Annotated in this window: 16 protein-coding genes, 1 other RNA gene and 2 pseudogenes; 8 read left to right on the top strand and 11 right to left on the bottom strand. The window is 34.6% G+C overall.

Annotated features, from left to right (window positions below):
- Position 1: 1 nt before the first annotated feature.
- The gene (gene hisS, locus HUB92_RS04325; RefSeq protein WP_010963026.1) at positions 2 to 1,228 is read right to left on the bottom strand and encodes a histidine--tRNA ligase; all 1,227 of its coding nucleotides are present in this window, start codon (positions 1,226 to 1,228) and stop codon (positions 2 to 4) included.
- Positions 1,225 to 1,788 carry a NifU family protein gene (locus tag HUB92_RS04320; protein WP_022626407.1) on the bottom strand — a complete coding sequence of 188 codons (564 nt, stop codon included), beginning with the start codon at positions 1,786 to 1,788 and terminating at the stop codon, positions 1,225 to 1,227. Before HUB92_RS04320 ends, hisS begins: the two co-directional genes overlap by 4 nt.
- 172 nt (positions 1,789 to 1,960) lie before the next feature.
- On the opposite strand from HUB92_RS04320, the gene HUB92_RS04315 reads away from it, so the two are divergent.
- A complete protein-coding gene (locus tag HUB92_RS04315) occupies positions 1,961 to 2,209 on the top strand; it encodes a J domain-containing protein (RefSeq protein WP_022626406.1) in 249 nt (82 codons plus the stop codon).
- 19 nt (positions 2,210 to 2,228) lie between these two features.
- Here HUB92_RS04315 and HUB92_RS04310 read toward each other — a convergent pair whose 3' ends face one another.
- Positions 2,229 to 3,758, bottom strand: a complete 1,530-nt coding sequence (locus tag HUB92_RS04310) for an N-acetylmuramoyl-L-alanine amidase (protein ID WP_244663041.1) — start codon at positions 3,756 to 3,758, stop codon at positions 2,229 to 2,231.
- Between the two features lie 92 nt (positions 3,759 to 3,850).
- Between HUB92_RS04310 and HUB92_RS04305 the strand changes: the two genes are divergently transcribed.
- The 3 genes from HUB92_RS04305 (at position 3,851) to HUB92_RS04290 (ending at position 6,437) form a co-directional block, all read left to right on the top strand.
- Complete coding sequence (locus tag HUB92_RS04305) at positions 3,851 to 3,997, top strand: J domain-containing protein (RefSeq protein ID WP_244663040.1); 147 nt, start codon at positions 3,851 to 3,853, stop codon at positions 3,995 to 3,997.
- A 104-nt stretch (positions 3,998 to 4,101) separates the two neighbouring features.
- A complete protein-coding gene (locus HUB92_RS04300) occupies positions 4,102 to 5,331 on the top strand; it encodes a cytochrome b (protein WP_006280242.1) in 1,230 nt (409 codons plus the stop codon).
- Between the two features lie 347 nt (positions 5,332 to 5,678).
- Positions 5,679 to 6,437 carry a cytochrome c1 gene (locus HUB92_RS04290; protein ID WP_010963022.1) on the top strand — a complete coding sequence of 253 codons (759 nt, stop codon included), beginning with the start codon at positions 5,679 to 5,681 and terminating at the stop codon, positions 6,435 to 6,437.
- A gap of 138 nt (positions 6,438 to 6,575) precedes the next feature.
- Here the strand turns inward: HUB92_RS04290 and HUB92_RS07275 are convergent.
- Positions 6,576 to 6,674: pseudogene (locus HUB92_RS07275) on the bottom strand (IS5 family transposase); the annotation flags it as partial.
- Between the two features lie 47 nt (positions 6,675 to 6,721).
- On the opposite strand from HUB92_RS07275, the pseudogene HUB92_RS04280 reads away from it, so the two are divergent.
- Together HUB92_RS04280 and truA are read left to right on the top strand one after the other, a co-directional pair.
- Positions 6,722 to 6,844: pseudogene (locus HUB92_RS04280) on the top strand (IS630 transposase-related protein); the annotation flags it as partial.
- A 71-nt stretch (positions 6,845 to 6,915) separates the two neighbouring features.
- A complete protein-coding gene (gene truA / locus HUB92_RS04275; RefSeq protein WP_010963021.1) occupies positions 6,916 to 7,653 on the top strand; it encodes a tRNA pseudouridine(38-40) synthase TruA in 738 nt (245 codons plus the stop codon).
- A 79-nt stretch (positions 7,654 to 7,732) separates the two neighbouring features.
- Here the strand turns inward: truA and dnaN are convergent, their stop codons facing one another.
- The 7 genes from dnaN to ffs all read right to left on the bottom strand — a co-directional run bounded on the left by dnaN (position 7,733) and on the right by ffs (position 14,079).
- On the bottom strand, positions 7,733 to 8,890 hold the full coding sequence (gene dnaN, locus HUB92_RS04270) for a DNA polymerase III subunit beta (protein WP_038199350.1): 1,158 nt from the start codon (positions 8,888 to 8,890) through the stop codon (positions 7,733 to 7,735).
- A 123-nt stretch (positions 8,891 to 9,013) separates the two neighbouring features.
- Positions 9,014 to 9,511: an invasion associated locus B family protein gene (locus HUB92_RS04265; protein ID WP_006279310.1), complete on the bottom strand. Its 498-nt coding sequence runs from the start codon at positions 9,509 to 9,511 to the stop codon at positions 9,014 to 9,016.
- Complete coding sequence (locus tag HUB92_RS04260) at positions 9,504 to 10,397, bottom strand: RNA polymerase factor sigma-32 (protein WP_010963019.1); 894 nt, start codon at positions 10,395 to 10,397, stop codon at positions 9,504 to 9,506. The genes HUB92_RS04265 and HUB92_RS04260 overlap by 8 nt, the downstream gene beginning before the upstream one ends.
- Before the next feature lie 318 nt (positions 10,398 to 10,715).
- Positions 10,716 to 11,429, bottom strand: a complete 714-nt coding sequence (locus HUB92_RS04255; RefSeq protein WP_138264894.1) for a P44/Msp2 family outer membrane protein — start codon at positions 11,427 to 11,429, stop codon at positions 10,716 to 10,718.
- A 597-nt stretch (positions 11,430 to 12,026) separates the two neighbouring features.
- A complete protein-coding gene (locus HUB92_RS04250; protein ID WP_010963017.1) occupies positions 12,027 to 12,359 on the bottom strand; it encodes a YbaB/EbfC family nucleoid-associated protein in 333 nt (110 codons plus the stop codon).
- A 3-nt stretch (positions 12,360 to 12,362) separates the two neighbouring features.
- Complete coding sequence (dnaX, locus tag HUB92_RS04245; RefSeq protein ID WP_010963016.1) at positions 12,363 to 13,964, bottom strand: DNA polymerase III subunit gamma/tau; 1,602 nt, start codon at positions 13,962 to 13,964, stop codon at positions 12,363 to 12,365.
- Positions 13,965 to 13,979: 15 nt separating this feature from the next.
- Positions 13,980 to 14,079: signal recognition particle sRNA small type (gene ffs / locus HUB92_RS04240), an RNA gene on the bottom strand.
- 58 nt (positions 14,080 to 14,137) lie between these two features.
- On the opposite strand from ffs, the gene HUB92_RS04235 reads away from it, so the two are divergent.
- Positions 14,138 to 14,539: a WPE palindromic element domain-containing protein gene (locus HUB92_RS04235; protein ID WP_010963015.1), complete on the top strand. Its 402-nt coding sequence runs from the start codon at positions 14,138 to 14,140 to the stop codon at positions 14,537 to 14,539.
- Positions 14,536 to 15,189: a glutathione S-transferase family protein gene (locus tag HUB92_RS04230; RefSeq protein ID WP_010081992.1), complete on the top strand. Its 654-nt coding sequence runs from the start codon at positions 14,536 to 14,538 to the stop codon at positions 15,187 to 15,189. Before HUB92_RS04235 ends, HUB92_RS04230 begins: the two co-directional genes overlap by 4 nt.
- The last annotated feature ends 1 nt before the right edge of the window (position 15,190 follow it).

Below are 15,190 nucleotides of genomic sequence, written 5' to 3'. Positions count from 1 at the left end.
CCTAATAGATATTTTCTATTGTGTTATCGCGAGCAATTATTTTTTCTTCACCTGTATCCATGTTTTTAATCTTTAAAGTTTTACTACTCAATTCTTCATCGCCAAAGATTAAAGCAGCTTTAGCATTTGCTTGATTTGCTTTTTTCATTCGGGTTCTGAGCGTTCCGCTATATTCATAGATTACATATAAACCATTTCTGCGCAATTCATTTGCAAGTGTTAAAGCATGTTTTTCAGCCTCTCTACCGATTGGAATTAGGTAAATAGGTCGCTCTTCTTTCGGAGAATAATTGATTAACTCCATTATGCGCTCAATACCCCCTGCAAATCCTATTGCTGGAGTGTGTTTTCCACCTACTGAAGATACTAAATTATCGTATCTTCCACCGGCAAAAACTGCCCCTTGTGCACCTAAATCCTCTGTAACAAACTCAAACACTGTGTGGCAATAATAATCCAAACCTCGAACTAGTTTATTGTTTACGGTATAAGGTATATCAAGAATTGTTAATCCATTTAGTATTTGTTCAAAGAAATCTGAGGACTCTTTCGTATAATAATTGCTGATTTTAGGCGCATCAGAAATTATTGATTTATCTTTCTCATCCTTGGAATCCAGTATTCTGAGTGGATTTTTGATCAACCTATTTTTGCTATCTTCTGATAGATCATTTTGATACTTTGTAAAGTATAAGATCAAAGCTTCTCTATATTTAGTTATTGTTTCACCATCACCTAAAGAGTTGATTTCCAGCTTTACATTTTTATTGATGCCAAATTCAGTTAGTAAGTGCTGAGCGAGTGATATCAATTCAATATCAGCTTTTGGATCTTCTATGCCAAAAACCTCAAAATTTATCTGATGAAATTGCCTTTGTCTTCCCTTTTGCGGTCTTTCATAGCGAAATGCAGGTCCTGTTGAGAATAATTTTATCGGTGTTTGCAGTTTTTTTTCAATGAGTAGCCTGACAATCGCTGCAGTGAACTCAGGACGTAAAGTTATGCTCTTTCCCCCTTTATCATTGAAGCTATACATCTCTTTAGTGATGATGTCTGAGCTATCACCTAAGGTTTTTGTAAAAACCTCCGTGCACTCAAATATTGGAGTTTGGGCGGGCAAAAAGCCGTATAAACTTGAGATTCTGTTTGCTGTTTGCTCTATGTATTTAAACTTGTACCATTCATCAAACAGGAGATCTTTTGTTCCTCTAACCGTTTGATTAGTCATAGTGTGGTCTCTATACCTGCAATCTCTGGTATGTGGTAGCTCAGCATATTTTGCACTCCTTGCTTTAAAGTAATTGCAGCACTTGGGCATCCAGAGCAAGCTCCTTGCAACTCAACATAAACTATTCCATCTTTATAGCCACGAAATTTGATATCGCCACCATCTTGAGCAACTGCAGGTTTGATATGACTTTCCATCAATTCTTTTATTCTATTTACAATTTCTATATCATTTTTATCAAAAAATTCTTCATCTGGATCATTCACTTCTTCTTTATCTAGTGCTTTTCCACCAGAAGTAAAGTGATTCATGATTGTAGTTAAAACTTCTACTTTTAATATATCCCAATTAATTCCATCCAATTTTGTTACTGAAATAAAATCATGACCGAAAAATACTCTTACCACATGCTCTATTTGAAAAAGATTTGCTGCTAGTTTAGAATTTTTTATCTCATTCGCATTTGAAAAATCAGCAGTTTCTCCTTCATTTAAAATTTCAAATCCAGGAAGGAATTTTAGCGTATTTGGGTTTGGTGTTTCTTCAATCTGGATGAACATGTTATTTACCATGACAATTATAATTGTTACTATTTAATCATAAAATGATAAAAAAATATACATGTCATTCATCTTTTTTCTTTTTTTAGTATTCATAGTAATTACATTTGTCTTGCCTAGCGTTGTTATATTTTTTCTTTTCCTGACAAAAAAAAATAATATGAGTTTCATGATGAACTCTATATTGAGTAAGTTTTTGAACGAATTTAGTAGCAGTAGAAGTTATACTGAAAATTACACTGGTGATAACATGTCCAAGGATGAAGCATTAAAGATACTGGGGCTGAATCCTGAGGCAAGTCAAAATGAAATCAATAAAGCATATCAAAATTTAATGAAATTAGTTCACCCAGATAAGGGAGGCTCGGAATATTTTGCGCAAAAGCTAAATGCGGCACGTGATAAATTGTTAAAAAAGTGATCTTAAAAAAAGTTTTCGTTTAACGAATTTCTTCCTTTGCTTTTTCTAAATACTCCAATATTGCTTCATGTAGTGCAGTCCATGTTATCTGTTCTTCCAGGGAAGGTATAAATTCTTGTCTCCAAGCATTCTTAAACTCCTGAAACCACTGTTTTTCAAAACCCTGAAATTCTAAAGAAATATCTACTTTAAAGCTATCAATTAAACTGGAAACTTCTGCAGCTTTAGAGCTATCTAGTGATTTTAAAGATAACACTCCACTCTTTAAAATCTCTAACTCTTCCAATACATTAAGCTTAAATGGTTTATAGAGTGAAGACCATATGCGATATCTTAAATAAGAATCATAGTATAACTTAATTTTGTACATTAAAGTGGTAGATGCATCAGGAGAAATGTTATTCTCATATTGTGCAAGAGAAGATAATAAATTCTCATAATCTACTTTGCTTAAACATGGTTGTAGAGTCGATTTAATTTTTTCACTAAAGGTTAGATAACTAGAAGAAATGCCATGACTATATTCACCAAAGAATTCAGGAAATATATCTGCTTGTTCTAGTTTAAGAGGTAGATCTTTTCTAATTTCTCTTGGTAAATTATGTATTGAAAACTGATAAATAACCCATACAAAATTCTCATCAAACTCATCTGAGTAATCAGCATTATTATCAGGAAAAATTACATTACCTTTCTTATCATTCCAAGGTTCTATCTTATAGAAAAATCTGTTCAGCCTTTGTTTTAATTTCAAAATACCTTCATTTCTATCACCTGCTTTATACAATGTTTTGCCCATTTTGTGTTTAGCATCTTTAGGGTTTATTCTGTCACTTATGTGCAATCCAATTTCATTTTTCTCTAATAACTCCCAATCAAACAATTTGTGTGGATCTGGTTTACGCATTGTATAGCCAAGCTCTGGATCATACACTATAGTTCCTATTTCAGAATGACTAAATATCATATCCCTTTTAATTTTAAAACGCTCCATAAGGTATAAAATCAGCTCTTTAACAGATCTCATTTGCTCTTCCGGAAAAGGCTCAAGTCCTGTGTTTACAATTTCAATACCTACAGAATAGTTGTTAAGCTTCCGTAACTCTTCAAGCTTACTATCTACCTTAACTCTTGCATAACTAATACCAGCATGCCATGCTTCTTTCTCTAATGGAACCATTAAGGTGATGCTGCCATCCCTATCGACAATAAAATGAACTGACAATCCTCTAGCATTCAGCGTATCTTTTGTACCTTTTAGTGTTGATGTTTCAGTATGGTGAACTATAACCATTAACACTTTTTTACCTGCCCTATCACCATAATTTAAAGCTGAAGCTGGATCTAAAAATAACAAATCCTGATCTTTCAATAATGGTAATTTTTCTTGTAAATCTTGAAAATCATTCTCGATATTGCTTGAACTGGATACTTGCCCAGATATGAGAAATGCTGAGACAGTAATCAGTAAAACTAATAAATATTTGTTGACTTTAGATAGTTGGATTTTCATACCATCTTCATAAACACTTTGTAGATAATTTTTCATTATATAGTTAGAATAGGGTTGTTGAATAAATTTACAAGACAAAATCATACTAGTCTGGTAGTAGTAACATGTTCAGAGATGGAGCATTTAAAGTGCTAGGAATAGATTCTGGAGCGAACCAAAATGAAATCAATAAAGCATATCAAAATTTAATGAAATTAGTTCACCCAGATAAAGGAGGCTCGGAATATTTTGCACAAAAATTAAACGCAGCACGTGACAGGTTGCTGAAGAGGTAATTAATATTGCTTTAAAGTTTTTATTTGTGCGTAAAGGATAAGTTGCTACAATAAAAAAATAAGATAAAAGTAGCAATGGACATGTGTTCAGAAAGGTTTAAGTTATGCAGGAAGATAACAAAAAAGAAACAATAAAAGAAGAAAAAGGCATATTAGGATGGATAGAATATAGATTGCCTATATTTTCTTTTCTAAGACACACTGCTTCTTACCAAGTGCCAAAAAACTTAAATTATGCTTGGAACTTTGGCTCTTTGGCTGGTATAGCGCTGATTTTACAAATAATAACAGGTATATTTCTTGCTATGCACTACACTCCGCATGTTGATTATGCGTTTAATAGTGTAGAGCGCATAATGCGAGATGTGAATTACGGGTGGTTAATACGCTACACTCACGCTGTTGGAGCATCGCTCTTCTTTATGGTAGTCTATGTTCATATAATGCGTGGATTATATTACGGATCTTATAAAAGACCAAGAGAGATGGTGTGGTTTATTGGAATATTTATATTTTTTGCAATGATGGCAACTGCCTTTATGGGATATGTATTGCCTTGGGGACAAATGAGTTTCTGGGGTGCAACAGTTATAACCAACTTATTTTCTGCTATACCTTTAATTGGCAATAAAATAGTTATATGGTTATGGGGTGGTTTTTCAGTGGATAACCCAACACTTAACCGTTTTTTCGCTCTGCATTATCTTCTGCCTTTTGTTATTATTGCTTTAGCTATGCTTCATGTGATAGCTCTGCATAGGTTTGGCTCTGGTAACCCAAGTGGAGTGGAGGTAAAATCAGATAAGGATACCATCCCTCTCTATCCTTATTATATAGTCAAGGATTGCATAACTTTTGGTCTGTTTTTTGTAGTTTTGTTCGCATTTGTTTTCTATGCTCCCAATTATCTTGGGCATCCAGACAATTATATAGAAGCTGATTCTATGGTCACTCCGGTACATATAGTGCCAGAGTGGTATTTTTTACCTTTTTATGCAATGCTACGTTCAATTCCAGATAAACTTACTGGTGTGCTTACCATGTTTGCGTCTATTTTAGTGTGGTTTTTGTTACCTTGGCTTGATAAATCAAAAGTTAAAAGTGGTGCTTATCGCCCGGTGTTTAAGAAATTTTTTTGGGTTTTTGCAATAAATTTTGTACTTCTTGCCTGGCTTGGAGGACAAGAGGTAAAAGAGCCTTACATCACTATGAGTAGGCTATCTACTCTTTATTACTTTGCATACTTTGTGATAGTTTTACCACTGCTTAGTAAGTATGAAAAGCCAAAAGAACCACCAAAAACCTTAAGTGATTCTGTGCCGGAGATGAGGTGATGTCAATTCAAAGCAGATCTCTTACAAAATTCTCTGTCATCCCAGAGCTCTCTTCTGTCATCCCAGTGCTTGACACTGGGATCCAGAAAAAAAATAAATGGATTCCAGCATCATGTACACAATTGTATGAACGTTGTATACAACACACAGTGTCATTCCACTATCTTCCGTTGTCATCCCAGTGCTTGACACTGGGATCCAGGTATAAAAATACTTACAAATCATGCAATGGACAACAGATTCTAGGAGTGCATGATAACCATAATGTCAGTGATGAAATAAGCTGGATTCCAGTGTCAGCTACTTGCATGACATCAATTCGAAATTTACTAAAACAGTGGTTATGCATGGGATCTAATGTATTTGCAATCTTCTGCATGTTATTTCTATCTAGTCTTATATCTGCAGAAGAATTTAAATCATCACCAAATAAGAAAATAGACTGGAAATTTGATGGAATTGTCGGATCTTTCGATAGAGAGTCAATTCAGCGTGGCTATAAAGTGTATAAAGAAGTCTGTGCTGCTTGTCATTCAATGAATAGGGTAGCATTTCGTAATTTGCAAGATGTCGGTTTTTCTGAAGAAGATGTAAAACAAATAGCAGCTTCTTATCAAGTTAAAGATGGTCCGAATGATTTGGGTGAAATGTTTGACAGACCTGGAGTACCTTCGGATTATTTTATTGCGCCTTTTGATACAAAAGAAGCAGCTGCAGCAAGCAACAATGGTGCAGTCCCACCAGACTTATCATTAATTATTAAAGCAAGGCATGATGGTGCAAATTATGTCTATTCATTGTTAACAGGCTATCAAAACGGCGAACACGATGAAAATGATTTATATTTTAATTCGTATTTTCCAACAGGCAGATTAGCTATGGCGCCACCACTTTCTGAAGGAATGGTGGAATATGATGGTGCAAGGCAAGCCACAGTTGAAAATATGGCGTATGATGTGATAAATTTTTTACAATGGGCAGCAGAGCCAGAATTAGAGCGCCGGCATAAACTTGGATTAAAAGTAGTGGCGTATTTTATAATTTTAACAGTGTTTTTTGTATTAACTAACAACAAAGTTTGGAGCAAGCTCTATAAAAAGAAGTGATAGTCAATTTTGCCTCAAGCACAATGGTTGTCATCCAAGTAGCTAACACTGGTTCCTTTATGACGGTGTCATCCGAGTAGCTGACACTGGGATGGCTTTGTCGCATCGTACCTTATACGGTAATAATTTACGATAAATTCATGTAGCCATTTCGAATTTAGCCATACCAATGTCAGTAAATCTATTAAGCAAACAGCACTTAATGAGCAGTTCTTTTTCACGATTTATAGCTCTTTTCATAGAAGTCCGGATGTGATAAGGATAGATAATGATAAGGAGGTTGAATGCCAGCAGCATATAGTTATGATTTAAGAAAAAAAGCAATGGAGGCGCTAGACGAAGGAGAAAGCAGAGAAGCAGTGGCAGCAAGATTTAAGATTGGACGAACTACTTTATGGGAGTGGCAGCACTGTAGGCTTGACCATAAATTATGTTAAGATAGAAAATGACTATTTTAGATAGAGCTTGATGTAATGCAGTGCGATACAAAATAACGGTAGAATATAATGGTAGTAATTTCTCTGGTTGGCAAAAACAGCAACACTCTGCTAACTCAATCCAGGAGAAGATAGAAAATGCTATATTTAATTTTAGTGGTGAGAAAGTTACTTTGTACTGTGGTGGCAGGACTGATGCAGGAGTTCATGCTTTAGGACAAGTTGCTCATTTTGATATGGAAAAGGAATTTGAGCTTTATAGAATAAGGAATGCAATAAACTATCATTTAAAATCAATTCCTATAGTCGTGCTTAATGCAGAAGTTGTAGATGATGCGTTTCACGCACGTTTTTCAGCAAAAAAAAGATATTACGAATATAGAATAGTTAATCGCTATGCTCCTGCCGCTCTGGAGACGGGTTATGTATGGCAAGTGTTTAGCCCACTTGATGTAAATATTATGCGTGAAGCTGCTAAACATCTACTTGGAAAACATGACCTTTCAAGTTTCCGTTCAAAAGATTGTCAAGCCGCAAATCCGATAAGAACAATTGATGATATCGATATAATACAAAATGGGAATCATATACACATCAAAATATCTGCTATTTCCTTTTTACATAACCAAGTGAGGATTATTGTGGGTACTTTAGTTGAATTTGGAAAAAATAGAACCAATCCGCAAGAAATGCTAAATATATTAAACCAATGCAAAAGAAGTGCCGCTGGAGTTACTGCACCACCTTTTGGCTTATATTTGGTAAAGATAGATTACTAATTTAATAAAAGCTAGTGAAATAAGTGCCATACCGCCACGGTATCTCCAGATTCCGCTAACAAGCAGCGAGATGACGAGTTTAAGTTCTCATTGGCATTACTACATATAATGCACTTGAATCGTCTTCATCAGTGATAATTGTAGCACTATTACCATCGGCTAAGCTAAACTTACATTTATTTTTTATGCAGGATAGAACATCAAGTAAATAACGCGAGTTGAACCCTATTTCTATAGGGGCTTCATTGTAGTCCACTTCTATGGATTCAGTTGCATCACTGCACTCTTGGGAGTTTGAATGCAGAGTTAGCAGCTTTTCTTGTAGTGAGAATTTAATAGATTTTACTTTATCAGATACAACAACGGAAACTCGATCTATAACGTCTGAAAGTTTTTTACTTTCAATAATCATATGCTTATCTTGAGATGCTGGAATAACTGCTTTATAATTTGGAAAAGTTCCATCTATTAATTTTGATATTAGAATATATTCACCGCATGTAAACTTGATTTTTCTGTCTGAGAGTTTTACTTTAATTTCATTACAATCGTCCAATATTTTTAACAGCTCCATAACAGTTTTACGTGGAATGATCACACCAAATTCGCCATTGATGTTCCCAGGCTTTGGCCTCTTTATACATGATAAACGATGGCCATCAGTTGCAACGCAGTACAGAAATTGCTCATCTGTATGTAGATATATTCCATTTAAATTATACCTTGTATCATCTAGTGATACAGCAAATTTTGTTTTAGTTAATAAGTCTATCAGGTCTGTATTTAGTAGAGTAAAATCATGTTTATAATTGTCTTCTTCAAGAGCAGGAAAGCTGCTTGAAACTACATTCGGTAAAGAAAAGTTTGCATTTCCGCAAGACATCAATAATTTTCCTTGGTTGTTTACTTCAAAATTGACATCCAAATCAGCGGGTAACTTCTTCACTATGTCATGTAAAGTATGCGCTGAAATTTTTACTTCTCCTTCTGTTAATACGGTTGCAGCAAGTGAGGCAAACATTGAAATGTCAAGATCAGTTGCCATTAATTTTATGCTGCCGTGTTGTGCTTTGATATTTATACACGCCAAAACATCTATTGCATTACGCCTTTCAACCACTCCACTTACTCTGGATAATGTATTTAAAAGACTTGTGCGGCTCACGCTAAAACGCATCTGCTCGCACACAGAATTTTGCTTTTTGATTTCTGTATCTACACCTGCAACCTCTGACATTGCTAACTCTCAAAAATATATTTTAAATGATATCCACATCCCATATAAAGTAAAGTGCTATTTATATTTCCATTGAAAGAGTAGTCTAGTTTATACTATAGCTGGGTATTCTGTTACAATAATTTACTTTGTATGGCATAAATCATGCATTTTTTGATACGCTTTTTGAAAACCAAGTAGGGAATAAGTATCATCAATGGTCACTGTTTTTGTTTTTCCATTAACTACCATTGATAATCCCTGCTTCATTTTTAGAATGAGATCTTGATCTATTTTTGTATGCTCTGCCCACGCAAAACTTCCCTGTATTATGGGCAGTGTATATTTAATTTTTTTGTCGATATTGAGAGCTACAGGCTCCTTATCATACTGAAAACCAGAGGTAACGCTTACCTCATCTGCTTTTTTATCAACATAACTAACCATTACATACGGCTTGCGATTGGTTGTATAATATTCGCTTTTTTTTTTAGGATAGGATACAATATAACATACTTTCTCTCCATCTTCCAATGCAGTATACACGAGCCAATCTTTATATTTTTCCTTCAATTGTACATCACTAACCGATGCAAAAGCGCCTATCGAAAAAAATATTAGAAATATAAAAAAACTACGCATGCAAACCAAATTTCAAACTTTCAGATTGTATATATTGTTTTACCTTAGCCATCGCCTGCTCAGCCAACTGCCTTATTCTTTCTCTTGAAACACAATATTTTTTACTAAGTTCATCCAGAGTTTGAATGTTTTCAGACAAATATCTACTGATAAAAATGTCTCTTGCCCTTTCGTTGAGACTCGCTAGTGCATTGTTTAAAATTGTTTCTTTTAATTCTTTTTCTTCATGATTCTGATAGGTTACTTCTTGACTGACCAAGTTACATGGGATCATATCTTGCAACTCCCTTTTAGAGTCATCACCTATTTTTATGCAATCGTTTAGCGACTGATCCTTACAAGCCATACGGTAATTCATCTGCAGAACGTCTCCTTCGGATACAGAAAGCTCATTAGATATTGCTTTTATTTCTTCATTATTTAAAGTTTCCCTGTTTGTATACTGTAAAATTCTTTTTTTTATTTTACGTAAACTAAAAAACAATCTTCTTTGTGCTTGCGTTGTGCCTATTTTCACAAACGACCAAGATTTCAATATAAAGTCTTTTATTGAAGCTTCAATCCACCACACTGCATAAGTTGAAAAACGAAACCCTAAATCAGGATTAAACTTTTTCACTGCGTGCATTAAACCCATATTTCCTTCCATAACCAGGTCCATCAACAATAGCCCATAATTTTTGAATTTCATTGCAATTTTCACTACCAAATTCAAATGGCTGGTAATCAATTTATGAGCAGAAGAAACATCCTTATATTGGTTCCAATTTTTTGCTAATCGTACCTCTTCCTCTTGAGACAGCATAGGAAATTTTTGCACCCTAGCAATATATTGCATGAGATTGGTTCTGCTATCGACACATAAGTTTGCCATTGAGGTCAACATAACAACTTAAATCAAAACTTCATGCATATAATATATTGATTTTCCAGCAAAAATTCAAGCTTTGATTTGAAAAAAGTACAAATTTTCCATCTAATTTCTTGGAGACAGTAGGCCGCAGTGTTAGCTAATTGGATAACATTATGTAACCTTAGATGATATTCTACCAGTACAATGGTAAACGTTATAGCTTAAACACATAGCAAATAGTGTTATTCCAGTGCCTTGACACTGGAATCCACATTTCTTTTTTCTAGATCCCAGTGCCATGCCACTTAGATGGCAAGAAAAAACTCACTGGGATAACAAGACTGAGATAGACTAGAAATTAAACGCTACTCCAGCTTCTGCACCAACAGTGCTGTAAAGAACTTTGTATGCGCCTGCATCAGTAACCTGTCTGGTTGAATCTTTAGGATCTGTTTTTTTTCCATCAAAATTAGCACCATAAGAACCGAAATAACGAGCTCCAGCATAAAGTTTGACTTCTGGAGTTACATCATAACTAACACCAGCTTTTACTTGACCAGCAAAACCAAATTTACTTTTTTGATCATTCACAGCGGGTTCCAAAGGAGTGCTAATATACGCTGCACCAACACCAACACCAATGTATGGAGTGATAGGCATATCTTCAATTGCTATATCGTAATACACGTTCACTAATCCTGAAATTGCTGTTACACTGTCTGCAATAGTATTTGCTGGGTCAAATGTTACATCTTTAACATCATTTTTGTTTAGGTATGAATAAACTCCTTCAACATCAACCCTGATGTCGTCCATTTTGTAACCAAATGCACCACCACCAGCTATAAAAGATGGTTTTAATGGACTGTAATCACTCTTGTCTTTCTTATAGGTAATACCATCAACTTTTGTGAAAAGAGGTAAAAATTCACCGTTGTATTGCAAACGAACGTAGTAGCTAGTTTCTTCATCACTTATTGGACCAACAGGATCTGAAAAAGCAGAGTTTGATAAACTTAGCAACGTTGCTAAAGCGGCTGCTGAAAAAAACTTTTTATAATGCATAATTGTCCTCGTAAAAAAATTAAAATTCCACTTTAGCAGTCTAAGTAACAACTAAAGTTAAGTCAAGTGCTAACTTAATAACACAAAATATTCTACATTTTAACTAATTTTTAGGAGAAGACAAAGATTTTATTAATGAATAAATACGACTTTTTTACTCTTGATTTTTTGGTATAGCTAACACAGGTAAGATTTACTATCGAAAGACCTCGTCATTCCGCTGCTTGTTAGCGGATGAGAAATCCACAACTGCACGAACATTGCAATTTGGGCCTACCAGGAGGGCAATGCCTCTTATCCAAGTACCATCTTCTTGTCATCCCAGTCTGGGATCCAGGAATTTTATTAAGTTGGTAAGCATAAAAGTAGCCGTTTTATGTTAAAACACAATGTTCTTGATGAGATTACAGCAAGGCTGGATTCCAGACTGGAATGACATCGTTTACTATGTGCCATATTGCAATGTTTGTACAGTTGTGGAATGAATCACGGTATGACGTAGGGCTATGCTAGTATAGGTACATTATATGAAGAAGTACTAGCGTTGGGAATATTAGAAAAAAAATACTTACACTAAAAGAAACTTCAGTAGTAAATTCAAAAAGGAAGTTTAAACCCAGATGGTAAACCCATCATACCTGCAAGATCAGAAGTTGCATTCGCCATATCTTCTTCTGCTTTTTTAACGGCATCATTAAACGCTGCTGTTACTAAATCCTCTACTATATCTTTTTCCTCATTTCTCATAAGTTCTAAGTCTATGTTCACCTTTTTAGCTTTATAGCTACCTATTTTTATGACTTCCACTAATACAGAAACTTTGCCACCACCAGAAATACCTTGAAACTCTTTTCCAACATATTTTTCTTGAGCTTCTGCAAGCTTTTTTTGCATCTCTTGCGCTTGTTTCATTATTTGACTAAAATCCACAACTTACTCCTTATTTTCTATATTAACTACTTTTGCACCTTTAAACGTGTCAAGGATATCCTTAACTGCAGGTGCATAATTTAAATTACTCACTTCCCTGTTTATATAACCTGTATCAACTGCAACAACCCACTCTTGCTGAGTCACCTGGTTTAAGTAATTTTTTAAATCATTGCAAAAATTACTATCCAACTTAGATACAGCTTTTAATTTTAAATATCCAGGTTTACAATCTATTAATTGTAGATTATTACACAGTTGTTTGTAAAGATAAATTTGGTTACTTCGCCTTAATAGTTGCAAAATCTTATCAAAATCGTAATTTTGTTGTTTATTTTCCACATGGATCCCAGTGTCACGCACTGGGATGACAGAGTGGGGTTGTTGTTTACTTTCCACATATTTTTTTGGATCCGAGTAGTCAGCTACTTGGATGACAGAGGGGGAAGGTGCAACAGGTCTGCCCTGTCTATTTCCTTGCTCTACATTCTGCGAAAGAACTTTTTTGATCACCTGTTCCGGAGAAGGCAGATCAGAAAGATAACAGAGGCTAATTAACATCATTTCAGCAGCAACATCGTTGCATGTTGAAGTTTTTATATCTTGAATACCTTTAAGCAACATCTTCCACAATCTCGAAAAAAATATTAAAGATCTCTTTATACTTAAATCTTTTATCCTATTCTTTTCATGCTCTGTAACTGCATTATCAATCTCTTTTGTAATCAAAAAACGGCATACTAACTGAATTGTTTGCAATAGACCTTCAAAAATACTAAGTGGGTTTGCTGTTTTTACCGCCTTGTCAAACACTGATAGAGCTTTCTGTAAATCACCTTCTAATATTGCCCCTAATAGATCGAATATAATATCTTTATCCACTAGGCCAAGTATGTCTGTCACATTTTTAGTGGATATTGCACCATCTTTGCTATATAGCACTGCTTGATTCATCAAAAACAAGGCGTTACGCATTGAATTTCCAGAGTGTCGTGCAATTAATTCTAATGCTCCCTTTTCAATGGAATAACTCTCTTTTTGTGCAACATCATTTAAACGTTCCACTATTTTAGCTACAGGAATGTTGTGTAAATCAAATCTTTGACAACGTGCAATAATAGTTATTGGTATCTTTTTTATTTCCGTAGTTGCTAAAATGAACTTTACACTAGATGGTGGCTCTTCTAGGGTTTTAAGTAATGCGTTAAATGCACTGCTAGATAGCATGTGTACTTCATCTATAATGTAGACTTTGAATTTAGAGCTTATAGGTGAATAGCAAATATCTCCCAGGATTACTTTAATATCGTCAATGCTAGTGTGACTTGCTGCATCGATTTCAATTACATCTGGATGGCTTGAATTTTTTATTGCTAGACAATTTTCACATGATCCGCAAGGTTCAAAAATTGGCCCCAGGGAACAATTCAAACATAAAGCTATTATCCTTGCAGTGGTGGTTTTACCAACTCCACTACTACCAGAGAGCAGTATAGATTGTGGGATTTTGTTTAAAATAAAAGCATTTTCTAATACACGCACTAATATATCTTGACCTACTAGATCTTTGAAGCTACTAGGACGATGTTTTAATGCTATATTCATAGCCTCGGATAAAACAAATAATGAAATAGGTATGCAACCCAAAAAGGTTCTGATATGGCTGCTTCATTTCTGATCTGACCAAATTACAGAGTTTTTGCCTGCATACCTTATAAAATATTATACTTTTTTTTTTATTTAGCAAGGTATATCCTATATTAGCTCTATAATTTGATATGTTAAATTTTTTACAGTGCTATTTTGAAGTAAACAAAAAGTTAGTTGTCATGCAAGTCACTACAAGATTGTCACTCCAATGTTTATTTATGTCATTTCAGCGCTTATTTATGTCATCCCAGTGCCTAGGCATACAGCTGTATGAATGTTGTGATATAAGAGCAATTTTTACCGAAAAGGATGTCATCCCAGTGCTTGACTACTTGGATCCAGAAAACTTAACTGTAAATGAGCGCACTAGGCAATTGTATAACAAGAACTGGATTCCAGTGTCAGCTACTTGCATGACACTACCTGCTACGCAAACTTCTGTGGACTACAAAGAAAGTTCGTACAGTTGTAGGTCAAGCCATAGAGTAACAAAAAAAGGATATTGGTATAACAAAAGAGGAACATTATGATTTTATATCATTTTCCTCTTTGTCCATTTTCACGAAAAGTTAGAGCTTTTCTAAAAGAAAAAAAATTAGGCTGTGATCTAGTGTATGAAAATCCGTGGGAAAAGCGGAATGAATTTATGGAGATCAATCCAACCGGGCAAGTACCAGTGTTAATAGATAATAACTTTGTAATAGCGGATAGTAATGCCATTTGTGAATATATAGAAGAGACTTACAATAGCGACGTCAAATTACTTGGTTCATCCACTATTATTAAGTCTAAAATACGCGCTCTAATCAATTGGTTCGATAACAAATTTTACAATGAAGTTACTAAGTATATTATGAATGAAAAAGTAATTACTAACCGCAGCCCTGACTCTAGATTTCTTCATGCAGCTCAGCATAACCTGCCTTGCCATATGGAATACACCGAACACTTAATTAACAAGAACGTTTGGCTTGCAACTGATAAGTTCACTTTAGCTGATATTACTTTAGCATCGCATATTTCCGTAATGGATTATGTAAGTAGTTTTCCATGGGAAAAAAGTAAAATTTTAAAAGAATGGTACTCCATTGTTAAATCAAAGCCTTGTTTTCGTGAGATATTATTAGAGAGGATTTCTGGTTTAATCCCTCCTAAACATTATGCTGACCTTGATTTTTAAC

Source organism: Wolbachia endosymbiont of Wiebesia pumilae (assembly GCF_017869285.1).
In the GTDB taxonomy this organism is placed as follows: Bacteria; Pseudomonadota; Alphaproteobacteria; order Rickettsiales; family Anaplasmataceae; genus Wolbachia; species Wolbachia pipientis.
This window is presented reverse-complemented; position numbering and strand designations above follow the sequence as displayed.